This is a genomic window from Mycobacterium shunyiense (assembly GCF_058270075.1).
This window is the reverse complement of the sequence record NZ_JBZDPU010000015.1, coordinates 715040-741226: the sequence shown is the minus strand read 5'-3', so window position 1 is coordinate 741226 and position 26187 is coordinate 715040. Positions and strand designations below refer to the sequence as shown.

Sequence of the window (26187 nt, the reverse complement as noted above, 5' to 3'; positions counted from 1 at the left end):
GACCATGGCGGTATGGCCGGTTTCGTCACGGTCCGGGTCTACGCCGAGCTCAACGACTTCTTGGAAGCGGACTCGCGCGGTCAGCTCGTGCGCCGCCCCTGCCAGAGCCATCAGACCGTCAAGGATGTCCTGGAGGCCATGGGTATTCCGCACACCGAGATCGACCTGATCCTGGTTGACGGGGAACCGGTGGGTTTCGACCACCGCCCGGCAGTCGGCGATCGCATCGCGGTGTATCCGATGTTCGAGGCGCTCGACATCGGGTCCACGGCGCGGCTTCGGCCCGAGCCATTGCGGGATCCGCGGTTCGTGATCGACGTCAACCTGGGACGCCTGGCACGACTGCTTCGGGTGCTGGGGTTCGACGTGTGGTGGGCGAGCGACGCCGACGATCAAACGCTGGCCGACATCAGCCTGAACCAGCAACGGATCATGCTGACGCGAGACCGGGGCTGTTGAAGCGTCGCGCGATCACCCATGGCCTGTTCGTTCACTCTCAGCAGCCGGAGGAGCAGACGCTGGAGGTGATGCGGCGGTTGGATCTGCGACGGCGGGTCGCGCCGTTCACCCGCTGCGTGCGGTGCAACGGAAGGTTGGCTGCGGTGGCGAAGGAGCAAGTGATCGACCGCCTTGAGCCGTTGACCCGCCGCTACTACGACGAATTCAGCCAGTGTCCGGAGTGCGGGCGGATCTATTGGGCCGGTTCGCATTTCGAGAGATTGACCGGTCTGGTCGACGGGCTGCTGGAACAACTCTGATCAGGACCGCGGGAGTGGCTGGGCGCGAAGGAAATTGGTCCTCTTCCCACTCTCACTATACGGCGGGGGGTGGGGCTTGCGGCAAGGCCCCTGACGTGCTGCACAATCTTCCGGTCCGTGACGAGATGGGGGATTTTGTGACGAATACGCCGAAACCGTTCGAGGTGCACGAGTCCGGTGCGCTCCTGCACGGCACGAAGGCCGACCTGGCCATGGGCGAGTACTTGGTGCCCGGACGCGAGTCGAACTACCAAGCGGGACGGATCATGAACCACGTGTACGTCACCCGCACATTGGATGCCGCGGTGTGGGGCGCCGAGATGGCCGCCGGCGAGGGGCCGGGCCGCATCTACATCGTCGAACCCGAAGGTGTGCTGGAGGACGACCCGAACGTGACCGACAAGAAGCTGCCCGGCAACCCGACCTGCTCGTATCGCACCCGCGAGCCGGTGAGAATCGTCGGTGAGCTCACCGACTGGGTGGGGCATTCACCCGAGCAGCTGCAAGGCATGCGCGATGGCCTGGCTGACCTCCGTCGGCGCGGACTGGACGTCATCTACGACTGATCTCATAGACCCCGCCGGTTCGCTCGATACGGGGATTTGTGCCCACTCCCCGTACCCTTCGATCGTGAACGCGATCGACCCCGACCAGCTCAGCACGTGCCTACGGGTGCTCTCCGAGGTGGACAAGCTGCCTCCTGAGCATCCCGACGCCGTTGCTGTGCGGCTGGCCACCGCGAAGATGTTCAAGGCGCTGAAGAAGGCTCGTCGCACCGCCAGACGCGACGCGATCGTGGCCGCAGACCGCGCTGTCATCGCCGCGACCGCCACGGGTGCGCCGGGACGGATCGACGACGAAACCCAGGGCCTGCCGCTGGTGTCCACCGCGGTCGGGGCCAGTGCGGGCACGCTGCTGCGCTCGCGGGCCTGCTACATCTGCAAGAAGCACCACACCGTGGTCGACGCCTTCTACCACCAGCTTTGTCCAGAATGCGCCGCGATCAACCGGGCCAAACGCGACGCCCGCACCGACCTGACCGGGCGCACGGCCCTGCTCACCGGTGGGCGGGCCAAGATCGGCATGTATATCGCGCTGCGACTGTTGCGTGACGGCGCGCACACCACGATCACCACCCGGTTTCCCAACGACGCGGTGCGCCGCTTCGCCGCGATGGAGGACAGCGCCGACTGGCTGCACCGGCTGCGGGTGGTGGGGATCGACCTGCGCGACCCGGCCCAGGTGGTTGCCCTCGCCGACGAGGTGGCCGCACAGGGTCCGCTGGACATCCTGATCAACAACGCGGCGCAGACGGTGCGCCGTGCGCCGGGCTCGTATGCCGCGCTGGTGGAGGCTGAGCGGACCCCGCCGCCGGCCTTGGTGGACGTCGTCACCTTCGATCACGTCAGTGACGCGCATCCGCATGCCCTGGCCGGGAGCCTCGGCGAGCACCCCACCGCGCACGCACTGACCGAGCTGGCCCTGACCGCCCGCAGCGCCTCCCCGGAGCGGATCTCCGCGGGGACGGCCATTGACGCCGGCGGGTTGCTGCCGGATACCGCGTCGGTGAACAGCTGGACCCAGCGCGTGCACGAGGTCGACGCGATGGAGCTCCTCGAAGTGCAGCTGTGCAACCAGACCGCTCCGTTCATTCTGGTGAGCCGGCTGCGTCCCGCGATGGCCGCGTCACCGGCCCGACGCAAGTACGTGGTGAACGTGTCGGCGATGGAAGGCCAGTTTGGCCGCGGCTACAAGGGGCCCGGGCATCCGCACACCAACATGGCCAAGGCCGCGCTGAACATGCTGACTCGCACCAGTTCTGGGGAGATGCTGGAGCAGGACGGGATCTTGATGACCGCGGTCGACACTGGGTGGATCACCGACGAGCGTCCGCACCCGACCAAGCTGCGGCTGGCCGAGGAAGGTTTTCACGCACCGCTGGATCTGGTGGATGGTGCTGCGCGCGTGTATGACCCGATCGTGCGTGGGGAGTTGGGCGAGGATCTGTACGGGTGCTTCTTGAAGGATTACTCGCCGGCTAGTTGGTAGGGCGATCCTTCAGATGGCATCGAGGTCATGCATTGCGGCTGCAATGGCCTTCATGGGAAGGAAGAGGTGGAGAGGATCCACCGGCGACGCAATGAACTCTGCGTGGTGCAGATAGAAACTGCGGGCATTGTCGTCACGAGCATGGACCAAGAGTGCGGGTGCGGCTACGGACCTCGACAGCATGAAGACGCGCTGGAGTGCGTCGCCGAGTAGGCCCCATCCCAAGCCGCGGCCCTGCCATTCGAGGTCGACGGCGAGTCGTGCCAGAAGGAAGCACGGAACCATCTCGGGTGCCTTTTTTGCGATTGCCTCGGGTGCGGCGCGGCGTCGGTAGCCGGCGACGGTGATCGCGTAGTAGCCGACGACGCGGCCTTCGTACGTGCTGACGTATGTGGTGGCGTTGTCGGCCCGCTGGTTTTGCCAGCTGTACTTGCGGAGCCAATCGTCGAGTTCGGCGGCGCCTGATTCGAAGGCCGATCGGTCGTGGGTTTTCGTGAGTTTCTCGGGTCGAGTTGGTTTTGGCTGGGTGTCCGCCACCGGTCGTGTCAATCGTTGTCGGCGAAAGGGCTCTCGCGTCGGAGAAGCCGTCCAAGTTTGGGCATCGGCTCCAGCGGTGCATCGAGCAGGGTTTGGAACTCGACCCATTGCTCTTCGCTGGCGACGAACCACTTGCGGTCTGCGAGAACTCGCTCGGCGGTCTCTAGTGCGCTGTCCAAAATGAAGTCGGTGACCGTGCTGTCGGTGGCTTCGGCCGCCCGACGGATGAGGAGCTGTTGCTGCGCGCTGGCACGAATATTCATCCGCTGGTCGCGGGTGGTTTTCGTGGTGCTGGCGTCGGTGTTGCGCATATTGCCTCACTCGGTCGGTATGTACAGCGTACGTACGTCGCTGTCGGGGATCAACAAGGACGATTCGTTGGCGGCCACATCACCCCGCGATCGGTCGACGCACGTCCAGCTGTGCCAAGTCGGCTGCGATGCGCCCGGCCGCCCATCCGGCACCGTTGGACGGCGACATCATGCGGGCAATCGTCGCCGGGAAGAGCCGGTTGGTGAGGTCATCGGTTGCCTGGCTGCGCGCTGCCAGTACCGGAAGCAGTGTGCCGCGGTCCACCTCGGTGGCCACCGTCGTGGAGGTGACGGTGAGGCGTTCACCGATGCGCTCGGAGTACGAGAGAAGAAATGATTGACGAAACGAGCGGGTCCGGGTCCGTCCGTCGCCGGTAACGCGGCCCGCTGCCAGCATCGCCCGGTTGGCCTGGACTAGTAGTGAAGTCGACAGCAGCTCAACGAATTCCAGATCGCACGCGGCGCCGATGACGGCGACGAACCCGAGCTTCTCCGCGCACACCATCTGACACCGGTTGGCCGTTGCCACGGACTGCACCAGCGCTGCCTTGGCGATGACGTAGGGACTGTCGATCCAGATTCGCCGGGCGGTCGCCTCGGCTGCGCGACCTTGCTCGTGATCTCGGATCGCATGGTGCAGTGAGTATCTGCTCATCAGTTCTTGGGCCTTGGCCGAAAGTGCTTCCGCTTCTTCGGGAAATTTGGTGGCCTCTGCCTTGGCCAGTAGCCCGCGCACCCGGCTGAGCGCTTTCGCATCGGTCGGGTTCACCGCGACCGCCGAATGCTGGTGCGCACCGGGCAACGGCAGCAACGGCTCGAGGATCGGAAGGGTTCCCAGCAGCCGCAGCACCTTCAATACGACGGTCAACGCTGCGTGATGGTCGACGGCATTCCTGTCCGCCCAGCTCCACATCTGCGGAGCGCCGTGATCGAAATCCGCAGGCAATGCGGCGAGTTCGGCCCGCCATCGAGGATGCAGGGTCGTGACGGAATAGTGCCGCGATTCGCGAACGACGGACTCGGCCAGGTAGCCGGCTGCCGCTGCGTCGAGACGGCGACGAGCGAATTCGTGCAGGTCATTGGGCGACCAACCCACCTGCCACGCGCTGTTGATGGCACCGGCCAAGGTGCCCTCGGCGGCAAGGTCGAGATCGTCTGCCCAGCAGGGGAATTCGTCGAGTAGCTCAGCGGCGTGGAATTCCGCATCGTGGTCGGGACACAAAGCGGAGTTGTACAGCGCCGCGGTGATGCGGTCGAGGAGGGCGACCCGGTCGTACCCGGGATCGGTGCTCCAGCGTTCTCGTCGGGACGATGCGCGGCGGTTCTTCTGCTTGGCGGCGCGCTTCTGGCGGTTGCGGCGGCTCATGTCTGGAGTGTGCTGCAACGGTCTGACAAATTGCGCGTGCTGCCGCGCAGGCTGGACCGCGGCACATCGTGGGGCGGCTCTGCATTCGTAGTCTCTCTGTCTCGCGCCCGGGCACCGATGCCAGGCGAACAGAAGAACGTACAACTGTGCGCCGACAAATTCGGGGCCGTGATGTTCGGTTCGGATTTCCCCGGCAGGCGCTGGGTGGTGTCACCACCACGGAGGTCACCCCGACGCCCAGCGCATCAATGCATCATGATGCAGAGATGCTAGGATGTGGCATGCGGACCACCGTTGATTTACCTGATGACCTGCATAGGCAGGCCCAGGCGATAGCGCGGGACACGCGCCGAACCCTGAGTGAGACGGTTGCTGACCTGATGCGAAGGGGCCTGGGCGTAGCTTCGGCTCCCTCGACGGTTTCGACCGATCCCAGGACGGGGTTGCCGGTGGTCAGCGTAGGCGCCGTCGTCACCTCCGAGGATGTGCGGTCGCTGGAGGACGACGAGTGACCACGCTGCTCGACGCCAACGTGCTGATCGCGCTGGTGGTGGTAGAGCATGTGCATCACGAGGCGGCTACCGAGTGGCTGGCAGCGTCGGACGAGGCATTTGCGACCTGCCCGATAACACAGGGGAGCCTGCTGCGTTTCCTGTTGCGTAAGGGGTACCCCACTTTGGCGGCCCGCGAGGTGCTCGTCGCAGTCGCAGCGTCCGATCTACACGAGTTCTGGCCGGATGCAGTGTCTTTCGATGGTGTGCGACTGGACGGGGTGGTCGGGCACCGACAGGTGACCGACGCCTACTTGGCGCAGCTTGCTCGCCACTATGGCGGGCGGTTGGCGACGCTCGACACCGGGCTGGCGCATCTGCACGACGACGTCGCGGAGTTGGTGTCGTCCGGCGATCACTGATGTCGGAGTCGTCATGGACCATGTCGGATTCGATCGGGATGGATCTGCAGGGTGCGCAGGACGCGATTCAGTCGCTGACCGACGGTGACGCGTGGTTCAGCAGCTCCACTGATCTGACCGGCAAGGGCCGGGGTCTGGGTAGTGGGTCTTTGTCGGAGGTCGTCAAATTCTTTGACGGCCTCCCAAATCGGTGGACGCCGCGGACTCCGAACACCGTTGAGTGCATCCCCAATCCAGCCGAATGGCTGCGCCGTGTCATGTGCGGGCCCCGTCTCTCGGGTGCGCCGCGCCCCCTCGCTCCGTTATGGTCACCGGCACGCAACTTAGCCGGCTCACACCCGAAGCAGCCGACCTCACCGGTACCAACTGCCTCACTGGTCACCAATCAGGCTCGGGCTCAGGGTGAATCCGGCGCGGCGGTTTCGGGATGGTGGTGCCGATAGCTAGCCTGGCGAAGCCTCGAGGGAAGTGAAATATCGATGTTGGTTCTGCACGGATTCTGGTCGACCGAGGACCTGTGTCTGTGGGCCGAGGATTCGGCCCTGTCGGTGAAGAGCGCAAGCCAGGCGTTGCGTGCCGCCCGTCCGCATCCCTTCGCGGCGCCGGCCGATGTGATCGCCGAAATCCACACCGGCAAGCCAGGCAACGCCGTGCTCCTGTTGCCTTCGCTGCGGACGTCGCCGCTGGACTCGCCGGAACTGATGCGGGTCACGCCGCGGCCCGCATCACGCAGTGCGCCCGCGCTGCTGCCGTGGTCGGTTCCCGTGGTATCGCTTCCCGCCGCCTCTGCGCTGGCCCTTTTCGATGAGAAGGCAGCCGATGTGCGGTACGGCGAGTCGGTGACCTACATCGCCGATATCGCGAACTTCGCGCGAAAATTGGTGGCGCGCGGTCGAATTCTGCCCGCACTGGGTGTCGACGAGGGGCAGCCCGTCGCGTTCTGGCGGCCGGTGATTCAGGGCGCCGACGTGATGGAACTCACCGCGATCATCGCGGCTATGCCTCCGGTGTGCCGGGCGGAGTCGGATGCGGCCGGCACACCGGAGTTGGTGACGTCGGCGTTGGCCGCATTTGTCGACGAGTTGGCGCGCGCCGCCGCGCCGCCGGCCGAGGGGTTATTGCCACCCCGACGCGGGCGGCGCCCGAAACGCCTTGCGGTCGAAGAAGAATGGATGACCGCACTGACGGCGCCGGACGGCAGGTTCGATGCGGACCTGGATGATCTCGATGCCTTGGCCGACGCGCTGACGCCGTGGGATGAGATCGGGATCGAGGAGCCGGGCCCGGCTCGTGCGACCTTCCGGCTCACCGAGAACGAATCCGACGACGACGACGCGGGCTGGCGGCTGGAGTTCCTGCTGCAGTCGGTCGCCGACCCCAGCCTGTTGGTCCCGGCCGAGCAGACCTGGGACGACGACGGCAACCTGCGGCGTTGGCTTGACCGTCCCGAGGAGTTACTTCTCGCCGAACTCGGACGGGCCGTCCGGGTCTACCCGGAACTGACCTCCGGTCTGCGCACCGCACGTCCCAGCGGTATCGACCTGGACGCCGAGGGCGCCTACCACTTCCTGTCGGTCGCGGCGCCGCTGCTCGACGATGCGGGCTTCGGGGTGCTACTGCCGTCGTGGTGGGATCGGCGCCGCAAGCTCGGTCTCGCCGTATCGGCGTCCACCCCCGTCGACGGTGTGGTGGCGACGGCGAGTCGGTTCGGCCGCGAGCAGCTGATCGACTTCCGGTGGGCGCTCGCGGTCGGCGATGACACGCTCACTGAGGATGAGATCAACGCGCTGTCGCAGACCAAGGCACCGTTGATCAGGTTGCGCGGTCAATGGGTGGCGGTCGACCAGGAGCAGCTGCGCCGCGGGCTGGAGTTTCTCAAGGCCCATCGGTCGGAGCAGGCGAGTCCCGCCGAGCTTCTGGCGTTGGCGGCGAGCCACCCCGACGACACCGACACCCCGCTGGAGATCGTGTCGGTGCGGGCAGATGGTTGGCTCGGTGATCTGCTCAACGGTGTTGCCGGGCAATCACTTCAGCCCCTGCAACCGGCGCCGGACTTCGCTGCGACGCTGCGTCCCTACCAGCAGCGGGGCCTGTCGTGGCTGGCCTTCCTGTCGGCGCTGGGTCTGGGCAGTTGTCTGGCCGACGACATGGGTTTGGGCAAGACCGTGCAGTTGCTTGCGCTGGAGTCCACACAACGTCACAACGAGCCCGGTACTGCGCCGACACTGCTGCTCTGCCCGATGTCGCTGGTCGGCAACTGGCAGCGTGAGGCCGCGAAATTCGCACCTGCGCTTCGGGTTTACGCCCACCACGGCCCGGCACGGCTGCGCGGCGAGGCTCTGGAGGAACGGCTGGCCGAGGTCGACCTGATTGTCACCACCTATGTGACCGCCACCCGTGATATCGATGAACTCGCGGACTACCGGTGGAACCGGGTGGTGCTCGACGAGGCTCAGGCCGTCAAGAACAGCCTGTCGCGCGGCGCCAAGGCGGTGCGGCGGCTCGACGCCGTGAACCGCATCGCGCTCACCGGCACCCCGGTGGAGAACCGGCTCGCCGAATTGTGGTCCATCATGGACTTTCTCAACCCCGGCCTGCTCGGTTCGTCGGAGGTGTTCCGGGCCCGGTACGCGGTGCCGGTGGAGAAATACGGCCAGACCGAGCCGGCCGAACGGCTACGCCGGATCACCCGCCCCTACATTCTGCGGCGGCTCAAGACCGATCCGGCCATCATCGATGATCTGCCCGAGAAGATCGAAGTCAAGCAATACTGCCGGCTCACCACCGAGCAGGCCTCGCTCTACCAGTCGATCGTCGACGAGATGATGGAGAAGATCGAGCACACCGACGGAATCGAGCGGCGCGGCAATGTACTTGCCGCGATGACGAAATTGAAGCAGGTCTGTAACCACCCCGCGCAGCTGTTGCACGACCGCTCACCGGTTGGCATGCGCTCCGGCAAGGTGATCCGGCTCGAGGAAATTCTGGAGGAGATTCTCGCCGAAGGCGATCGGGTGCTGTGCTTCACCCAGTTCACCGAGTTCGCCGAGATGTTGGCGCCGCACCTGGCCGCGCGGTTCGGTCAGGACGTCGCGTACCTGCACGGCAGTGTGCCGAAGAAGCGGCGCGACGAGATGGTCGAGCGTTTCCAGTCCGGTGAGGGACCGTCGATCTTCCTGCTGTCATTGAAGGCGGGCGGAACCGGCCTGACCTTGACCGCCGCCAATCATGTTGTGCACCTGGATCGGTGGTGGAACCCAGCGGTGGAGAACCAGGCGACCGACCGGGCCTTCCGGATCGGTCAGCAGCGCACCGTGCAGGTACGTAAGTTCATTTGCACGGGCACGCTCGAGGAGAAGATCGACGACATGATCGAGCAGAAGAAGGCGCTGGCCGATTTGGTGGTCGGCGACGGCGAAGGCTGGCTGACCGAGTTGTCCACGGGGGATCTGCGCACATTGTTCAGCCTGTCGGAGGGGGCCGTCGGTGAATGACTGGTATCCGCCGTCGCGGCCCCGTGCCGCTGACGGGTTGAAGGCCCGCAGCGCCCGTGGTGCGATCGCCCAGACCTGGTGGTCGCAACGGTTCATCGAAGTGCTCGAGGCCATGGGGATGGGCAGTCGGATGCAGCGCGGCCGGAACTATGCCCGCCGGGGTCAGGTGATCTCGCTGGACGTCGGGCCGGGTCTGGTCACTGCGGAGGTGCAGGGCAGTAGGGTACGGCCCTATCGGGTCCGGATCGGGATCGCTGCGTTCGGCAAGGGCGAGTGGTTGCAGATCGAAGCTGTACTGGCCGAAAGTGCGTTGTACACTGCAGCTTTGCTGTCCGGTGAGATGCCGTCCGATATTGAGAATGTGTTCGGCGCGTTGGAATTGCCGCTGTTTCCGACGACGGCCCGCGACCTGTCCCTGGACTGTTCGTGTCCGGACTTCGCCGTGCCGTGCAAGCATCTGGCGGCGACGTTCTACCTGCTGGCCGAGGCGTTCGACGAGGATCCGTTCACCATCCTTGCCTGGCGAGGCAGGGACCGTGAGGACCTGTTGGAGAATCTGGCGGCCGCCCGTTCGGGTGGGCGGCCGGCTGCCGACCGGGTGGTGTCCTCGGGGCCTGCTTTGGCCGACTGTCTCGATTCATTCTTTGTGCGGCAGAGCGCTCTTCCCGTTCTCGGCCCTCCCGTTGCCTCGTCGACGGCACTGCTGGATCAGCTGCCCACGGTGGCGGTCGCCGTGCGCAGGCGGGGGCTCGCTGAGATTCTGCGACCGGCGTATGTGGCGTTCGGGGAATCCGACGCGGCGGCGCCCTGACCACGTCTACTCCTGGCCCCACATGGCGGCAAGCATGCCAGCTCTCGGAAGCAAGGTGCGCCCAAGATTCTCGACCTACCCGACACCGTCTGGATCAACCCACCAGCCCGGGAGGCCAACACCACAGCCGCTTAACACCCGATGGACACATCCGCCTTGACAAATTCCGGTTCACAAATTTGCTGGCCATGTGGAGGCAGCTTTCCGATTTGGGCCGTAGCCATTGACAGCTACTTCACAGCAAGTGCGCTCGATCGGCCTGAGATGATTGCTGTAGTCAGGGCTAGAGCCCAGGGGGGAACTATGGCAGATCTGCGTGTGACACCGGAAGTGCTGCGAGAGGTGTCGACGGAATTCGGGACGGCGGCGCAGCAGTTGCACGCGAGCCTGGCATCGCTCGACAGCGAGGTCGCGCAGATGCTGGGGCCGAGTTGGAGCGGGAGCGCGGCATCGGCCTATGACACAGTCTGGCGCGAGTGGCATGAGGGGTCGTCGAAAGTCGTTCAGGGGTTGACGGCGATGTCGGAACTCTTGGTCACGGCGGCCGCCCGGTATTCGGGCACTGACCGAGACGCTGGCGTGTCCATCGCAGGATCGGATCTCTAGAGCATGGCCGCTTTCAAGGTGGATCCGGCGGTGTTGTTGGCCGCTGCCGATCGGATGTCGCAACTCGAGCAGCACATGGAGCAGACGGTGGCGCAGCTGGAGGCCGTCGAGCATCAATTGGGCACAGCCTGGGATGGCGAGGGTGGGCACGCGCAAGCTGCCGCCCAGCAGCAGTGGACCGAGGGCGTGGCCGAGATGCGACACGCATTGGCCCATTTACGGGCAATAGCTGAGGGTGCACATGAGAACTACCACGGCGCTGCGCAAATGAACCTGCGCAACTGGGGTTAGTCGGTGGGCGGCTACGAGGTCGATCCGCAGCAGTTGGCGGCCTCCGGGAAAAGTGTTGGTGCGCAAGGTGACGCGCTGATCGCTGCGCTGCACACGTTGGATTCGGCGTTGGCGGGATCTGAGCTCATGTGTGGAACTGATGGGGCGGGTCTGCAATTCTTCTCCGACTACCGCAAGAGCGCGCAAGCGGTGATCTCGGCGGCTGAGTCGGCGGTGAACGCCTTCCGCAATGTCGGGTATGGCGTTGAGGTGTCGGCGCACAACTATGCGGTCAGTGATGCTGCCTCGACCGTCGGCGGTGGACGCGAGTCGATTCCGGTGCCGGCGGAGCCGACCAAGTACGCGGCCTCGGGGGTGGTGGGGCAGTCGGGGCCGGAGATCCCGGAACCGAGCTTGTGGTCCTTGGTCCAGCCATTCGTCAGCCGGGCTTGGCCGAACGGCAATCCGGACACGATGCGCGCGGTCGCGGGCGCATGGCGTTCGCTCGGTATGGCGATGTCGACCGCAGCAGGCGATGCCGGGGATTGCCTGTCGAGCGTGGCGGGTCACGATATTCCCGAGTTGACGCACATTACCGGGGCGCTGAGCACGTTGACCGGTGGCACCAGTGCTTTGGCAGGCAAGTGCAGTTCCCTTGCGGAGAAGCTGGATTCGTTCGCTGGTGAAGTGCAAGGCGCGCAGGACGCGATCCGGGATCTGCTCCACCGATTGAGTGCCTCCGGAATTGTCAGCCAGATCGGCAGGGTTTTCAGCGGGCATAACCCGCTCGATGGCCTCAAACAGATCGGCCACGATATCTCGGAGATCCTGCACGCCCTCAGCGGTGAATTGGACACCGCTGCTTCCGGTTTCCAGGTACTCATCGATGGCATGGATGGGCTGGTTCGCGATTTCGAGGAATGGGACCGCAAGGAGTTCACCCGGTTCTTCGGCAACGACGTCGGCGGTTTCTTGGCGGGCTTTGTTAATGCGCGCACACAAATCGCTGAGGGCGTGGTGAAGTCGGGGCTGGAGGTTGGGCAGTCCGTTCCGACGATGCTCGCCCACCCGGTAGAAGCAGCGAAGGGTATCTGGGAGATCGACAAGAACCTGGCGGAGTTCTTCAATCCGTTGGGTCCGATGCTTGATCCGAAGGGGCAGAAAGAAGCCGGCGAGCATCTACTTGAAACCGTCAAAGGTGTTGTGGATTACAAGGATTGGTCCAGTGACCGCCCACTGGTCGGGCTGGGCGACAATCTCGGCAACATTGCACAGGTCCTGATGCCCGGTGTCGGCGAGGCCAAGGCCGGAGTGACAGCGGGGAAGGCGGGCGAGGAAGGGGCGCAGGTCGCTCGGGCCGAGGGTGCGGCAGCCCGCAGCGGGGTGGAGGCATTCGGGAAGACCGGGGTCGATGAAATCGCCGGCCAGGCCGGCAAGATCGGCAAGGACCTCGACTCGCTGAGCGCCGCCCCGGTGGAGGCACCGAAGGGCCCTGAACCGGTGGCGCGGCCGGCGGACTCGGGGCCTATGCCATCGTCGCATTCTGGCGACGGTGCCGCAGCGGGGGACGCTGGTGCCGGAAAGGCCCCGGCAGACGCCGGGGTGCGGCCGAGTGGGGAGTCGGTGCCCGGCACTCATGGTCCGGGGACAGCAGCGTATGGCGGCGAGGACGCCGCCGGTGTGCACCATGGAGTTGCTGACGGTGCGCATACGCCTCCACCGGAGTACGCGTGGACCAACGAAGCGAACCCGGGTGGCGCTGTTTCGCATGAGCCTCCTGTACCCCACGAGATGGCTGAAGCGCACAGCGGTGGTGGTGACGATGGCGGTTCGCACGGGGGTGGCGCTGATCAAGGCGGTGGTAACCATGGTGGGTCGAGTGACGGGTCACGTATCTACTCGTTGATGGACGATAGCTCCCATACCACCGGGTTTGCCCCGGACCAACTATCGGATGTCCAGCGCATTGATGGCGCATTGGCCGACCACGGCGTCAAGAAGAGTGACTTCATCGACTTGATCAACACAGCGACCGATAGTCTCACCCCGGCCCAGCGGGACCTGATCAATGATGTGCGCGACTATTTGCCCCATCCGACGAGCGACACCGTGATGCAGAAGGTGATTCCGCCGGGGTATTTCGACGAAGCAAACGGCTTGGTGCAGGGTCGTGCCGATGACTACATCATGGAGCACGGTGTCAGCCCGGATCGAGTGGGTGGTGCGGTCACAGTGGCAGACGATACGGCTCACCTCGGCACACCCGACGGAATCTACGACGGTCTCAGGTTGGACTACACCGACTCTCCATTTGAACGCTACGACCCAGGCACACACGTCATTCGGTTCCAAGCCGACCCTGAGTCACCGGGCAGTTATGAAGTGCCGCGCAACTCCGACATGGGAGGCAGCAATGCCTACGACTCGTGGGACGATCCGTTCACCGGTAATGGGTTCACGAAGTCCGGGGACGACGTCATTCCGGAGTACTACGCCAGAAACACGACGATGAGAGAGGGTGCCGAGATGTGGGAAGTTCTTGACGACGGCACACAACGCCTCGTTGCAGTCTTAAAGGGCGGACACTGGATTCCGCAGGGGAACTGATGATTGAAATGCCAACCACGGGCGCGATCGCGGAATATCGCGGTGAGCGATACCGCATCGTTTTCAGCGGTGACGACTGGGTCGCATTGCACGCAGAACCGGATACTGAGATCCCGGATGGGTTCGCGACCGGCGAAGCGTCCATGGGTCGTGGGTACCACCAGTCTTGGGTGAAGGTTCCCCGATCCGCGCTGGACGGCGTGGTGCACGTTCGCGTGAGCGGAAAGCTATCCGGACACGCTGTGTCCCTGCAGAGCCAATTCCCTGACGGACAAATTGGGGTTGAATTCGTCGGTCCCCCCGCGGTGGCTCGGGAACTTGGATTGGACGGCGACCAATACATGGGATGGACTGGTCTGGTGATGCCCGACAGGTTGACAGACGTACAGGTGGAAGAGACGCGTCGTGCCTGACACGCTGGTATTGCAGAAGCTGCTTGCAGGCCCCACTGCTAGTGCGATCGTGGAAACGGGCCACGATCAAGTTGGCGGGTTTGTGACGGATGCGAGAGCGGTCGTCGGCCTGCGGACCCCGGCAGAATTGTTGGCGGCGTATGGCATTGAAGGAACGCCCGAATTCGTCGATGTCGTGCGGTTCGAGCAGCCAAGACTGGCTAGATTCAGTGCCCCGGGTGAAGCTGAACGTCCGTGGCCGGTTTTCCCGCACGGCTTCCTGCTTGGCGACTCGTTGGCGCAGGTATGGGTCATGGGACGGACCCGGTACTCATACGGCGCTGAGTATTGGCGGATTCGTTCCGATGGTGAGCAGAAGCGGCTTTCTCGTTACGAGGGCGCTGCTCGAGGCTGGGTTGGCGCCAAGCAATGGCGACCGCCGAGTCCTCTAGTGGGCAGCATGGCACGCTGGCGCGGCGGGGAGTATTTCGCCGACGTGGCTGGCGACAAAGTCCTTCTGACTGCGACAGCCGAGGAAGGTCCCGCAGGTTTCTCGCAGGTTCATCCGCGGGCGTGGTCTGCGACAGCGCCTTTGTCGGAATGTGAGGTATTCGAGCGGGTCTACACCGCTGAGTTACAAGGTGTTCCGGTGCGTGTATTGCGTTCTGGCGGAGGGGCAGCCGAACTGCTCTTGCTCTCCGATGATCCCGCCGATGCGGAGCAGGTCGGCGCCGGACTCGTTGAACCCGGTGTCTACGAACTGATTGTGGATCCCAGTCGGTTGGCGAACGTGCGCGGCATCGAGAACCAATTGGCTCGGGGGTGAGTTGACGCAGGATCTCCGCGTGCGCTTACGGGTGCTCGCAGATGGAAGTCAGCTCCCATGTTGTCGAGGGGGCAGATGGGGAGGTCAGGTGCCAGGCGACGACATCGATATCAATGAGGCGATTCGTTTGTACTTGGAGCACTTTCCCGGTGGCAATGATGCAGATTTTGCTTCATATTTCGGTCCGGCTGCAGCCGGAGTCGCCAGAGGGCTGGTTCGCGCGGTACTTGACGAGGCGATGAGTATCAACCCTGACTGGAACTCGATGGACCTCAACGAGGCCGGTGACTACGTTGAATCAGTGATGCAGGATCGCCATCCCGAGCTTTCGAGGAAGTCCTTGGAATGTATTGGCAACTACTTCACGTATCTGATGCGTTAATACGATCGAACTTCGAAGCCTGGGTCTCCTCTTGTTACTGAGGGGTTTGTCGCGATACTGCCACTCGGGGATCGCAGGGCTGCACCGAAATTCGTCCGCGGCTGGACGCAGGACAACTGCGAGTCAGGAAGGGTTGCCCGCCGGTCGTTGGGGCCGCCGTACTAATGCGCCCATTCGATGACCCTGCATTTACGTCGCACCACGCTGCATCGGTTAGCGACTCAGTCAAGCAAGCTGCCCGAGCGCCGCCGCTACCGCCGCGCGCACCGTGGTGGCAATGGTCTCGGGGGAGGACGCGTCGAACTTGCCGTCGAGATGCAGGAAAGCCAGGCCGTGCACGAGTGCCCACACGGCATTGGCCATCGCGTCCGGATCCGACGTGGGAATCGCCTGCTGCACAATCGATCTGAGGTACTCGCTGATGGCTTCGACCGCGGCGACCCGTTCTGGGCTGGTGGGGTCGCACGGTTCGGCGAACATGGCCCGGAACAGGCCGGGGCGTTGCAGCGCGAAGTTCACGTAGGCGATGGCGATGTCGGCGAGGTCGTCGGGCGTTGTCGGTGACGGGTTCGCCGCCGCCAACTGAGTGGCTAGATCGCGGTAGCCCACCGCGGCGACCGCCGACAACAGCGCGTCGCGGTCCGCGAAATGGCGGTAGGGCGCGGCGGTCGAGACGCCGGCGCGGCGCGCGGCCGCGCGTAGCGACAGCTCGGTGGCGCCGCCCTCTTCGAGCAGTTCCAGCGCGGCCTGCACGAGCGCGCTGGGCAGGTCGCCGTGGTGATACGACCTCGTTGACGTGGGCATTCGGGACTTACCTCACAAGTGTTGACACCGCTTACATGCTCCCCGTATGTTAGCAGGCGGTTGAAGTAAGCAGCGTCAACATTCGTTGGGAGTTCCCATGTCGAGTACGTCGGAGGCGTTGTTCGCGCCCCTGCAGCTGAAGTCCGGCCAGGTCTTGCGCAACCGGATCGCCAAGGCGGCCATGGAAGAGGGCATGGCCGGGCGGGCGCAGCTGCCAGATGAGCGCCTAATCGCGCTGTACCGGCAGTGGGGCGCCGGCGGCACTGGCCTGCTGATCACCGGCAACGTCATGGTGCACGCCGAGGCGATGACCGGGCCGGGTGGCGTCGTGCTGGATGCGGACTCCCCGCTGGAGCCCTTCGCGGCCTGGGCGCGCGCCGGCAAGGACGACGGTTCAGCGATGTGGATGCAGATCAGCCACCCCGGCCGTCAGGTCCAGGCCGACATGCCGGGCGTGGTGTGGGGACCATCCGACGTTGCGGTCGAGCTGGGCCGGCACTCCAAGCGATTCGGGCAGCCCGTCGCGATGACGGGCCTGCAGATCGCCGACACCATCGCCCGCTTCGCCACCACCGCGCGGCGCGCCGAAGAGGCCGGTTTCGACGGCGTCGAGGTGCATGCTGCGCACGGATACCTGTTGTCGCAGTTCCTGTCTCCGCTCGTCAACACCCGCACCGACGAGTGGGGCGGCTCGCTGGAGAATCGCGCCCGCCTGCTGCTGGAGATCGTGCGCGCCATCCGCGCTGAGATATCGCCGGGCTTTTCCGTTGCGGTGAAACTGAATTCAGCGGACTTTCATCGCGTCGGCTTCGACGCCGACGATGCCCGCAAGGTGATCGACATGCTCGCCCCGCTCGGCGTCGACCTGGTCGAGTTATCCGGCGGCAGCTACGAAAGCCCGGCCATGACAGGCCGCCCGACCGATGACAGGACCGCGGCCCGCGAGGCGTACTTCCTAGACTTGGCGGCCGAGCTCGCGGTGAGCAGCCCGATTCCGCTCATGCTGACCGGCGGCATCACCCGGCGCCAGACGGCCGAGCGGGTGCTGGGTAGCGGTGTCGCGGTGGTCGGCATGGCCACCGCGCTGGCCGAAACCCCCGACCTGCCTGCGCGGTGGCGCCACGGCGCCGAGGCGACCGGGCGACTGAAGCCCGTGATCTGGTCGGACAAGCCGCTGGCCTCCATCGCCAGCATGGCGATGGTCCGCTACCAGATGCGCCGGCTCGGCGCGGGGAAGAAGCCCGCGCTGGGCGTCGGACCGGCGTTCGCGTTGGTCGCCGATCAGCTGGTGTCGCGGCGGGCGCTGCGGGGGTACTCGCGATGGTTGGCGTCGCGGCCGCGGGTGGGTACTCGGACATCGGTGTAAGCGGATTCGGGAACGACGGGAAGGCGAAGGCCATGACGAACGTGCTGATGGTGATCTCGGCGGCGGACCGCTGGACGCTCAACGACGGGACGGTGCATCCGTCCGGGTACTGGGCCGAGGAGGTCGCGCGGCCGCACCAGATCTTCACCCAGGCCGGATGGCACATCACGGTGGCGACGCCGGGTGGCAAGCCGCCGACGCTCGACCAGCTCAGCCTCGGCATCTCCGGCGGCATGCCGTGGAAGCGCAAGGAGGTCAAGAGCTATCTGGACAGCATCGCAAACGTGCTGGCCCATCCCGTCTCGCTCGACACTGTGAACGCCGACGACTACGACGTGGTGTTCTACCCCGGCGGGCACGGGCCGATGGAGGATCTCGCGTACGACCCGGTCTCCGGCGCGCTGCTCGCGCATCGGCTGGAGTCCGGCCAGCCACTGGCGCTGCTGTGCCATGCGCCGGCGGCGATCCTGGCCGCGGCTGGGCCGGACGGGGTGTCGCCCTTCGCCGGCCGGCGGATGACCGGACTGTCCAATCGCGAGGAATTGCTGAACAGCTTCGGGCGCAAGGCGCCCTGGCTGTTGGAGGACAAGCTGAAGGAGTCCGGCGTCGACTACTCCAAGGCGCTGCTGCCGCTGCGTCCCCATGTCGTAGTTGACGGCAATCTCTACACCGGCCAGAACCCGCAGTCCTCGGAGAAGCTGGCGGAGCGGCTGGTGGCCGACGTGGGGAGGGTCTGATGGTTGCTTCCGACGTGGTCGAGGTTGACCTCGGCGGGCACCTGGTCACCGTGCCCAAAGGTGGCCTGTATGACCGGTTTCGGATGCGCACCGACCTCGACGAGGTCGCGTGTGATCCTCGGGTGTCGAGCGTCGACTTCTTCCGGAAGCTGCCGAAGACCGAGGTCGATTCCGCGATTGGGCCGACGCTGACCCCGAACTTTTACTACCGGATCTCGACGGCCCGGCTGGTGATGCTGGCCCGCTCCCGTGACATCCGTACACGGCTGCCTAAAGCACTTGCGCCGCTAGAGGTTGCACCGGGACTCGGGATCGTTTCGGTGATGTTCTTCCGGTACGACGTGTGCGACATCGACTTCTACACCGAAGCGGCCGTCGGTGTGGCGGTGCGGCCGGCGCGGCACGGCAAGCTGGGCTTCGCCGACCTGGCGAGCAGTCTGGCCAACGATCACCTGCACTCCTACGTGCTGTCACTGCCGGTGAGCACACAGATCGCCCAGGTGCGCGGGCATGACGGGTACGGCTTCCCGAAGTGGGTGACGGAGCTCGATGTCTCTATCGACTCGGATCGGCTTGTCGCGCGCGTTGGGAATGACGCCGGAGGGGTGGACTTGGCGTTGTCGGCTGTCACCCCGCGTCAGGCGAAGTATGAGACGGGGGAGCGGGTTTCGACGCTCACGTCCTACACGTCATTGGGCGGTGCCTGGCATTCCACGCTGAGCCAGACCAATGTGCTGGCGGCCGGGACGGCACGGTTCCCTCGGGGTGTGGATCTGAAGATCGGGCAGGGACGGATGGCGGACGATCTACGGGCGCTCAACCCGATCAAGACCATTCAGCTCGATGTCGTGACCGAAGGTCAACTCGCGCTGCATATGCCGGTGCCGGTGCCGGTGCGGGACTGACAAACCGGGGCCGGCCAAGCCGGCGGGCCCCGGCGTCGCTCGCTACGGCGTCAGCTCCACAATGGCGCCGCCGGAGAACATCGAGTCGTGCAGTTCGATGCGGGCTGGCGCCGCGCCGACAGGCATGTCGTAGACCAGGGATACGTCGACGACATTGCCGGGGTTGATGTCGTCCCAGATCGGGATATCTGAATCGCCCAGAGCAATCTGAGCTGACGAGTCGCTTTCGAAACTGCGGCCCTGCGTGTCGATCAACTTCTGGTTGGACGGGCTGAAGCCTTGTGCCCGGTCGCCGATGTTCTGCACGCTGAGCGTTACGATCACGAACTGGCCCTGAGCCTTCTCGCGAAGGTAGGGATTGTCGCCGACCTCGGCCAGACCAGGCTGCACCGTCTTGACGACGAACTCGAACTTGCCGTCGCGGACCGGGGTGTTGAGCCCGGCAGTCGGGGTGCCCTGTTCCGCAGGGGCCTGCGCCGCGAGCGCGGCACTGGGCTTGGTGTCCTGCTTGGTGTCGTCCTTGTCGGACAAGGCCGACATGACTGCCAGGAATGCGACCACGCCGATGACGATCGCCGGCCACTTACGCTTCTTCGCGCGAGGTGGCGCGTGCTGGGGGAAACCCTGCGGGGCAGGCTGGTTCGGGTCGGCGGACTGCTGATAGGGATTGCTCATGACTGGGTTCCTTCTGTCTTGCGCCCGGGCACCGATGCCAGGCGAACAGGAGAACGTACAACCGGCTGCCGACAAGTAGGGCCTTGTGTTCGCCTCGCGTTCTTCGATGTAGCGACGCATCGGGGTTGTCGGTGGCGGATGCGACGATGCGCGGTTCACTTCGAAACCGGGAGGTTGTGATGAAGAGTGTGTTGATCGCCGCGACGACGGTTGGCATGGCCATTACTTACTGCTCGGTCGCGCCGATGGCGCGCCATATGCATCGAGCGATTTCGCAGCGATGTATACATGACGAATCCAAGGCTTGCGGGCATGAGAGCGGGGGCTAATGAAGTTCGGTCGAAGTGATGATGAGTGGGACGAACTCGTCAATGCTGCAACTGATTACCTCGTTGAGGTTGCCAAATCGCGGGGCCTTGCGAACTACACCGATTTCAGCGCAGAGTTGGTGAATCGGACTGGCTACGCGCCGTTCGACTACAACCTCGACCGCGACCAGGCTGCGATTGGAGCGCTGCTTGGCGAAGTCACCGATGGAACCCTTGACGACGCCGGCACGATGCTATCGGCGTTGGTGGTTCAAAAGGCCACGGGCGACCCAGGGGAGGGCTTCTACCGCTTCGCCCGAAAGCTGGGTCTGCTGCGGCCGGGAGTTGAGAAGTTCGAGTTTTCCAAGCGCAGGTAGCGCGGGTCCACGACAAGTACAACGGCTAAGGAGCACAGGTGGACTCGGAGTCGCCTTTCTTTGACATCCCGCAAGCGGAATGGATCGCGTCCAACCGGTCGGCCTTCGCGGTTTGGGACGGTTACCCTGTATCGCCTGGCCACGCGCTGATCGTGTCGCGCCGGCTAATCACCGACTGGTGGGAAGCCACGCCAGGGGAGCGGACCGATATCTTCGACCTGATCGATATCGTTCGCGCCAGGATTGTCGAACTGCACAACCCAGCCGGATTCAACGTCGGATTCAACGAAGGCCTAGCTGCAGGCCAGACCGTCGACCATCTGCACGTTCACCTCATTCCTAGATTCGCGGGCGACGTGCCCGATCCCCGCGGTGGAATCCGAAACGTGATCGCTGCTCGCGGCAACTATCTCGCCGGCGATCCGACTACGCCCACGACAGTCGACCCTGTGCCCACCCCAGTGACCCCGGTACTCGTCGACGGTCAGGTTCGGCTTCTCCTCACCGAACTTGTTCGACACCTGCAGGAGACACAATTCGACCGCATTGACATCGCAGTGAGCTTCATCAAGGTGTCTGGGCTGCGGCTTTTGATCGACGCTCTCGAGGATGCCCTTGCACGTGGCGCACAGCTCCGCATCCTGACGACCGACTATCTCGGCCTCACTGAGGTTGAAGCCATGACTCGCCTCCGCGACCTCGTGGATGACTATCCAGAAACCGCAAGTGTCCGAGTGTTCCAGGATCCGGAGGTGAGCTTCCACCCGAAGGCCTATTTGTTCTACTCGGCCGAAGGCCATGCAAATGCTGCGTTCGTTGGTAGCAGCAATCTCAGCAAGTCAGCGCTCGATGGCGGCATCGAGTGGAACCTGCTCGTCGGCTCGATCGAAGAGCTGAAGGAGCGGTTCCTTGCGTTGTGGGACGACGGGCGCAGCCATCCATTGACCGACGAGCTGATCGCCGAGTACGAGCCCGCACCACCATACGTACCCGAGGTCGCCGAGGTCATTGAAGCACCGGCAGCGCTACCCGAACCGCGTCGCATCCAGCAGGAAGCGCTTTCGGCGCTTGCAGCTACACGCGCGAACGGATTTCGTGCCGGCATGGTCACCATGGCAACGGGATTGGGCAAGACCTGGCTCGCAGCCTTCGACGCCGCGCAAATGGGTGCAGCGCGAGTGCTGTTCATCGCGCACCGCGAAGAGATCCTCAAGCAGAGCCGTGATGTCTTCCGGCAAGTGATGCCCACTGCCACGATGGGCCTCTACACCGGCGACGACAAGCAACCCGACGCTGACTTCGTCTTCGCCACCGTCCAGACGATGTCGCGGTACCTCGGTCAGTTCCCGGCAGACTCGTTCGACTACCTAGTAGTCGACGAGTTCCATCACGCCGCCGCAGCGACCTACCGCAGGGTGATCGACCACTTCACACCCCGGTTCCTGCTGGGACTTACAGCCACCCCTGAGCGGATGGACGGGGCGGACCTGCTGTCGCTCTGCGCAGACAACTCTGTGTTCAACTGTGACTTGGTCGAGGGCATACGCCGCAACGAGCTTGTACCGTTCCACTACTGGGGTGTTCCGGATCCCGTTGACTTCGAACCTATTCCATGGCGCAACGGCCGTTTCGATCCCGCTGCGCTCGAGGCTGCCGTCGAGACCCAGGACCGCGCTCAGGCCGCGTTCGACGAATGGCAATCGCGGCGCGGCACACGAACGTTGGCGTTTTGCGCGTCAAAGCATCATTCCGACTTCATGAGTGCGTACTACCTTGAACGCGGTGTCCGCTGTGCATCGGTACACAGCGGGCCGACGAGCGCCCCACGGCACCAGTCGATCGACGACCTCCGCAGCGGACAACTCGAAGTGATCTTCACCGTCGACCTCTTCAACGAGGGATTGGACGTCCCGGACATCGACACCGTGCTGATGCTGCGCCCCACTGAGTCGCCGACCATCTTTCTTCAGCAACTGGGCCGCGGCCTGCGTATTAAGGAAGGCAAGGATGCGCTCACGATCATTGACTTCATCGGTAACCATCGATCGTTCCTGCTCAAACCTCGGACCTTGCTCAGCTTGGGACGACGCGAGACTCCAACGACCCTGCAAGTGTTGACTGCACTGGAGAACAACGACTTCGACCTGCCTGCGGGCTGCTCGGTGGACTACAACCTTGAAGTTGTCGAGATGTTGCGGCGACTTACCCACACAAGTGCGGGTGACGCAATCGAGGAGTACTGCCGCTCGTACATGGAGGAGGAAGGGCTCAGGCCAACAGCGGCGCAGACCTTCCGGGCCGGTCACGATCCCGCAGTGGTGACGACGAAGTACGGCAGCTGGTTCGGCTTCTTACGCGTGATCGAACTGCTGGGTGAGCGTGAGGGCGCTGTCGCGGATGCATACGGTGAAGTCCTCCGCCGTGTGCAGGTAGAGAGCATCACCAAGTGCTACAAGCTCATTGCCATTCGCGCACTGCTTCACGACGGCGTGCTCCGCGCCGGCGGAGATGTGCTGGCTAATGCGGAGACGTCGCGTCAGTTGATGCTGGAGGACCCGCGTCTGGTCCGTGATGTACCGGTGCGCGAGTTCCCCGACCTCGAAGCTGCAGCGTCGGACAAATGGGCGCATTACTGGCGGAAGTGGCCGCTTGCGCACCTGTCGGGGACGGGAGACTCGGCGCGACGAACGGATCCGTTGTTCCGGCTCACCGACACCCGGATAGAGCCGACATTCACCATCGACGACGAACTCGGCGACGTCTTCGACGCGATGGTCGCCGAGCTCATCGAATATCGATTGGCAAGTTACGTGCTGAACAAAGAGGCGGCCGCGACGAAGTCGTGGTCATGCCGCCTTACGTTCTCTGACGGTCATCCTGTGATCAGGCTGGACCGGCGCCAGCATCCCGACTTACCCGAGGGCACTGTGCCGTTCGCGGCAGACGGTGTCGAGTTCGCCGCGTCTTTTGCCAAGGGCACCATTGCCGTGGCGTCGCGGGCGGACTCGTCGGGCAACGCCCTGCCTGGCTTGCTACGCGGTTGGTTCGGGCCATCTGCCGGACATCCTGGAACATCACACGGCGTGCTGCTCGAGCAAGTGGATGGCACGCTCCTTGTGCGGCCGGATGATTCGGCTCGCCCGGATGTGCCGATCGACTACGTGCCGTTGTTTGGTGACTACACCGTGGCATGTGGGCCGGGTGCACAAACCTCGTGGACCGACCATGCGGCGACCGAGATCCCTGTCAGAAGAGTTGGCGGACAACCACGCACCTCCTCATCGCATTTCGTTTGCTTCGCCCAAGGCAACTCCATGGATGGGGGAGCAGAGCCGGTCCGGCATGGTGACCCACTGCTGTTCGAGTGGATCACCGGTGGTTCGGCCCGCGACTATTTAGGGCAGGCCGTATTGGTGGAGACAGCGGACAACTCTGGTGTGGCGGGCACTTTGAAGATTCTGCGCCGGGAGGGTGGTGTTTACACCCTCGAGTCAAGTAACCCGTCGGTTTCGCCCATCGAAGGCCGCTCGGACATGCGTCCGGTGGCCCGGCTTGTGTCGAAACTTGATCAGCAGGAGATCAACCCACTGGCGTCGCGGATCGGTGAGCAGTTCAAAAGCATGGACGTGCCACCGCTCTACGGGGAGGTCTACAACCCCGGAAACTGGCGTTCGGGGCACGTGTCGCTCCACAAGTACACGATCCTGTTCGTAACACTGCAGAAGCGGTCTGACCGCACGCAGTACACCGAACATTTCGAAGGCCCCGACGTGTTCGTGTGGAGCTCGCAGCTTTCGACCAAACCGACCGGCAAGAAGGGGCGCGAGATTCTGGAGTCACTCTCGACAGGCAAGCCGATCGAGCTCTGGATGCGACGGAAGGGCAACGATCTTGCATATACCTATTTGGGGCGGGTGGTGCCGCTCGGTCATCAGGGGTCGGCGCCGATGTTGGTGACGTACCGATTGTTGACCCCGTTGACGGGTGATCTGCAGTCGCGGCTCGGGCTCGACCTGTAATAGAACCGCCGATGCCGTTGGTTGTGGCGGTGACGGTGAACGCGCCGGTCTGACCGGGGGCCGGCCAATGGTTTCGAACATCGTCGGATTGCCCGACAGCTATCTCGACACCCAGTAATCTGTCCGATCAATGGTCCAGGATCTTTCAAGATCATAGAAGCCCGGCGCCGTTCTGCGAACGGCATCAATTAGGAAGGCGCAGGGGGACGTATGGTCTTGCCGTTGATTCCGGTGGCGCTCATCGCTGTAGGGGCGATTACGGGCAGCGGGGGTCTCGCGCTCGGTGGCAAGGGCGCCTGGGATTTGAAGAAAGCTCAGGAAGAGTTCGGCAAGTCGAAGGGCGACTACGAGCGCCGCCGGAAACGGAGCGAGGCTCGTGTCAAACTCACGAACAAGCGGCTCGAACAGCTCGGCGAGCAGCAGAAGCAGGCGCTGACCGATGTCGTGATTCGTATGACCGAGTTCATGCGGCGCAACAAAAAGAAGATCAAGGAAAACGAGCGCCTCTTGATCGAGGGACTCGACGCTGAACTGAACGCCGTGCCGAATATGGAGCGACTCGAGTTCGAGGCTGCTGCCTGGATTAAAGCAGTCGTGGGGTCGGTCGGGGCCGGCGCTGCAACAAACATGGGTGTGACCGCTGCGGCTACGGCTTTCGGAACGGCAGGGACCGGTGCCGCGATTACGGGTCTGTCTGGTGTCGCCGCTGAGAACGCGATGCTGGCTTTCCTTGGGGGCGGGACGATCGCTGCGGGGGGCGGTGGAATGGCCCTGGGTGCGGCCGCGCTGAACGCCGTGGTGATCGGACCCGCGTTGTTGGTCGGCGGGTTCGTTGCCAAGGGGCAAGGCGAGAAGCAGATCACCAGGGCTAAGGAATTCACGAAGACAATCGCCGAGGAAGTCGCCAAGATGGACGTCTTCGACGCCGGCTTGGAGGCAATCGACAGCCGAATTGCTGAGATCAAATCCCTCTTGACTGCTCTCAGCGGCAGGGCGGCCTCGGCGCTCAATGACCTTGAATCAGTACCGTTTCAGCCAGAGGTTGATGCGTCAGGTTTTCAGCGGGCGATGGGATTGGTGCTTGCGGTTCGCGACATCGCGGCCGCGCCGATCGTCGACACGGATGGCAATCTCACCGCTGATAGCGAAACGTTGAAGGTTAAGTACCGGCGGATGACGGAGAACAGCGAATCGTGAGCAATGGGTTCAACCTCGGGAAAGCTGCAGGAGCCGGGATGCGTGCATTCACAGCCCTCGACGGCTTCAACGCACTTAACGACATCGTTGGAGCAGCTCGGGAATACCTGAACTTGCACGAAGTCGAGAGCACGAAGCGGGCGAACATCGAGGCGGCCGGGAAGGCTGAAGTAGCTCGCATCAAGGCAGCGGAGCGCGTCCTCCGGGATTACTTCGAGCGCGTCTTTGCGGAGCGCAAGTCGAACTTCGATGCGCTGTTCGGAAGCCTTGACGCGGCGATCGCCAAGGGCGATGGCCAAACGGTCACCTCCGTCCTGAACAGCATCGTGGATATCGCCAAGCAATCGCCAATCGCAGAACTTGGTGACTTGAGCGAGGTTCGTGCTCTCTTGCGGGATCCCGACACCGTCTGGGAAATCTGACCTAGGAGCTCGTCGTCGGTGCCCGCTGGCGGCTGTAGTCAGCACCATTCCACCG

Annotated in this window: 24 protein-coding genes and 1 pseudogene; 20 read left to right on the top strand and 5 right to left on the bottom strand. The window is 64.1% G+C overall.

Going from position 1 to position 26187, the window contains the following annotated elements; genetic code table 11:
* Positions 1-12: 12 nt before the first annotated feature.
* From AC4ELH_RS17850 to AC4ELH_RS17840, 3 genes and pseudogenes are all read left to right on the top strand, one after another.
* Positions 13-758 (top strand): annotated as a pseudogene (locus AC4ELH_RS17850) (Mut7-C RNAse domain-containing protein).
* 125 nt (positions 759-883) lie between these two features.
* A complete protein-coding gene (gene arr / locus AC4ELH_RS17845; protein ID WP_498886199.1) occupies positions 884-1324 on the top strand; it encodes an NAD(+)--rifampin ADP-ribosyltransferase in 441 nt (146 codons plus the stop codon).
* 64 nt (positions 1325-1388) lie between these two features.
* Positions 1389-2807, top strand: coding sequence for an SDR family NAD(P)-dependent oxidoreductase (locus AC4ELH_RS17840; RefSeq protein ID WP_498885732.1), 1419 nt, complete (start codon positions 1389-1391; stop codon positions 2805-2807).
* Between the two features lie 9 nt (positions 2808-2816).
* Here AC4ELH_RS17840 and AC4ELH_RS17835 read toward each other — a convergent pair whose 3' ends face one another.
* The 3 genes from AC4ELH_RS17835 to AC4ELH_RS17825 all read right to left on the bottom strand — a co-directional run bounded on the left by AC4ELH_RS17835 (position 2817) and on the right by AC4ELH_RS17825 (position 5021).
* Entirely contained in the window at positions 2817-3344 is a 528-nt protein-coding gene (locus tag AC4ELH_RS17835) for a GNAT family N-acetyltransferase (protein WP_498885730.1), read from the bottom strand.
* A gap of 8 nt (positions 3345-3352) precedes the next feature.
* Positions 3353-3655 (bottom strand): type II toxin-antitoxin system TacA family antitoxin, encoded by a 303-nt coding sequence (locus tag AC4ELH_RS17830; RefSeq protein WP_491841730.1) that lies wholly within the window; start codon positions 3653-3655, stop codon positions 3353-3355.
* Positions 3656-3734: 79 nt separating this feature from the next.
* The gene (locus tag AC4ELH_RS17825) at positions 3735-5021 is read right to left on the bottom strand and encodes a DUF2786 domain-containing protein (protein WP_498885727.1); all 1287 of its coding nucleotides are present in this window, start codon (positions 5019-5021) and stop codon (positions 3735-3737) included.
* A gap of 281 nt (positions 5022-5302) precedes the next feature.
* Between AC4ELH_RS17825 and AC4ELH_RS17820 the strand changes: the two genes are divergently transcribed.
* The 10 genes from AC4ELH_RS17820 to AC4ELH_RS17775 all read left to right on the top strand — a co-directional run bounded on the left by AC4ELH_RS17820 (position 5303) and on the right by AC4ELH_RS17775 (position 15322).
* The gene (locus AC4ELH_RS17820) at positions 5303-5533 is read left to right on the top strand and encodes an antitoxin (protein ID WP_498885725.1); all 231 of its coding nucleotides are present in this window, start codon (positions 5303-5305) and stop codon (positions 5531-5533) included.
* Complete coding sequence (locus AC4ELH_RS17815; protein WP_498885723.1) at positions 5530-5934, top strand: TA system VapC family ribonuclease toxin; 405 nt, start codon at positions 5530-5532, stop codon at positions 5932-5934. Before AC4ELH_RS17820 ends, AC4ELH_RS17815 begins: the two co-directional genes overlap by 4 nt.
* A gap of 479 nt (positions 5935-6413) precedes the next feature.
* Complete coding sequence (locus AC4ELH_RS17810; protein ID WP_498885721.1) at positions 6414-9428, top strand: DEAD/DEAH box helicase; 3015 nt, start codon at positions 6414-6416, stop codon at positions 9426-9428.
* Entirely contained in the window at positions 9421-10239 is an 819-nt protein-coding gene (locus AC4ELH_RS17805) for an SWIM zinc finger family protein (RefSeq protein WP_498885719.1), read from the top strand. The genes AC4ELH_RS17810 and AC4ELH_RS17805 overlap by 8 nt, the downstream gene beginning before the upstream one ends.
* A gap of 303 nt (positions 10240-10542) precedes the next feature.
* Positions 10543-10845, top strand: coding sequence for a WXG100 family type VII secretion target (locus AC4ELH_RS17800; RefSeq protein ID WP_498885718.1), 303 nt, complete (start codon positions 10543-10545; stop codon positions 10843-10845).
* 3 nt (positions 10846-10848) lie between these two features.
* On the top strand, positions 10849-11136 hold the full coding sequence (locus tag AC4ELH_RS17795; RefSeq protein WP_498885716.1) for a WXG100 family type VII secretion target: 288 nt from the start codon (positions 10849-10851) through the stop codon (positions 11134-11136).
* A 3-nt stretch (positions 11137-11139) separates the two neighbouring features.
* The gene (locus AC4ELH_RS17790; protein WP_498885714.1) at positions 11140-13722 is read left to right on the top strand and encodes a WXG100-like domain-containing protein; all 2583 of its coding nucleotides are present in this window, start codon (positions 11140-11142) and stop codon (positions 13720-13722) included.
* Entirely contained in the window at positions 13722-14135 is a 414-nt protein-coding gene (locus tag AC4ELH_RS17785; protein WP_498885712.1) for a UCP033725 family protein, read from the top strand. The genes AC4ELH_RS17790 and AC4ELH_RS17785 overlap by 1 nt, the downstream gene beginning before the upstream one ends.
* Complete coding sequence (locus AC4ELH_RS17780) at positions 14128-14940, top strand: hypothetical protein (protein ID WP_498885710.1); 813 nt, start codon at positions 14128-14130, stop codon at positions 14938-14940. The genes AC4ELH_RS17785 and AC4ELH_RS17780 overlap by 8 nt, the downstream gene beginning before the upstream one ends.
* 88 nt (positions 14941-15028) lie before the next feature.
* On the top strand, positions 15029-15322 hold the full coding sequence (locus AC4ELH_RS17775; RefSeq protein ID WP_498885708.1) for a hypothetical protein: 294 nt from the start codon (positions 15029-15031) through the stop codon (positions 15320-15322).
* A gap of 225 nt (positions 15323-15547) precedes the next feature.
* On the opposite strand, the gene AC4ELH_RS17770 is transcribed toward AC4ELH_RS17775, so the two are convergent.
* Positions 15548-16126: a TetR/AcrR family transcriptional regulator gene (locus AC4ELH_RS17770; protein ID WP_498885706.1), complete on the bottom strand. Its 579-nt coding sequence runs from the start codon at positions 16124-16126 to the stop codon at positions 15548-15550.
* 97 nt (positions 16127-16223) lie between these two features.
* Between AC4ELH_RS17770 and AC4ELH_RS17765 the strand changes: the two genes are divergently transcribed.
* The 3 genes from AC4ELH_RS17765 to AC4ELH_RS17755 are packed head-to-tail and all read left to right on the top strand — an operon-like array spanning position 16224 to position 19134.
* On the top strand, positions 16224-17492 hold the full coding sequence (locus AC4ELH_RS17765; RefSeq protein ID WP_498885704.1) for an NADH:flavin oxidoreductase/NADH oxidase family protein: 1269 nt from the start codon (positions 16224-16226) through the stop codon (positions 17490-17492).
* Between the two features lie 32 nt (positions 17493-17524).
* The gene (locus tag AC4ELH_RS17760; protein ID WP_498885702.1) at positions 17525-18229 is read left to right on the top strand and encodes a type 1 glutamine amidotransferase domain-containing protein; all 705 of its coding nucleotides are present in this window, start codon (positions 17525-17527) and stop codon (positions 18227-18229) included.
* Positions 18229-19134 carry an acetoacetate decarboxylase family protein gene (locus AC4ELH_RS17755; RefSeq protein ID WP_498885700.1) on the top strand — a complete coding sequence of 302 codons (906 nt, stop codon included), beginning with the start codon at positions 18229-18231 and terminating at the stop codon, positions 19132-19134. Before AC4ELH_RS17760 ends, AC4ELH_RS17755 begins: the two co-directional genes overlap by 1 nt.
* A 42-nt stretch (positions 19135-19176) precedes the next feature.
* Here the strand turns inward: AC4ELH_RS17755 and AC4ELH_RS17750 are convergent, their stop codons facing one another.
* Positions 19177-19809, bottom strand: coding sequence for a DUF4352 domain-containing protein (locus AC4ELH_RS17750; RefSeq protein ID WP_498885698.1), 633 nt, complete (start codon positions 19807-19809; stop codon positions 19177-19179).
* Positions 19810-20137: 328 nt separating this feature from the next.
* Between AC4ELH_RS17750 and AC4ELH_RS17745 the strand changes: the two genes are divergently transcribed.
* From AC4ELH_RS17745 to AC4ELH_RS17730, 4 genes are all read left to right on the top strand, one after another.
* Positions 20138-20494 carry a hypothetical protein gene (locus tag AC4ELH_RS17745; RefSeq protein WP_498885696.1) on the top strand — a complete coding sequence of 119 codons (357 nt, stop codon included), beginning with the start codon at positions 20138-20140 and terminating at the stop codon, positions 20492-20494.
* A gap of 38 nt (positions 20495-20532) precedes the next feature.
* A complete protein-coding gene (locus AC4ELH_RS17740) occupies positions 20533-24513 on the top strand; it encodes a DUF3427 domain-containing protein (RefSeq protein ID WP_498885695.1) in 3981 nt (1326 codons plus the stop codon).
* 210 nt (positions 24514-24723) lie between these two features.
* The gene (locus AC4ELH_RS17735; RefSeq protein ID WP_498885693.1) at positions 24724-25710 is read left to right on the top strand and encodes a hypothetical protein; all 987 of its coding nucleotides are present in this window, start codon (positions 24724-24726) and stop codon (positions 25708-25710) included.
* Positions 25707-26132, top strand: coding sequence for a hypothetical protein (locus AC4ELH_RS17730; protein ID WP_498885691.1), 426 nt, complete (start codon positions 25707-25709; stop codon positions 26130-26132). The genes AC4ELH_RS17735 and AC4ELH_RS17730 overlap by 4 nt, the downstream gene beginning before the upstream one ends.
* Positions 26133-26187 lie beyond the last annotated feature (55 nt).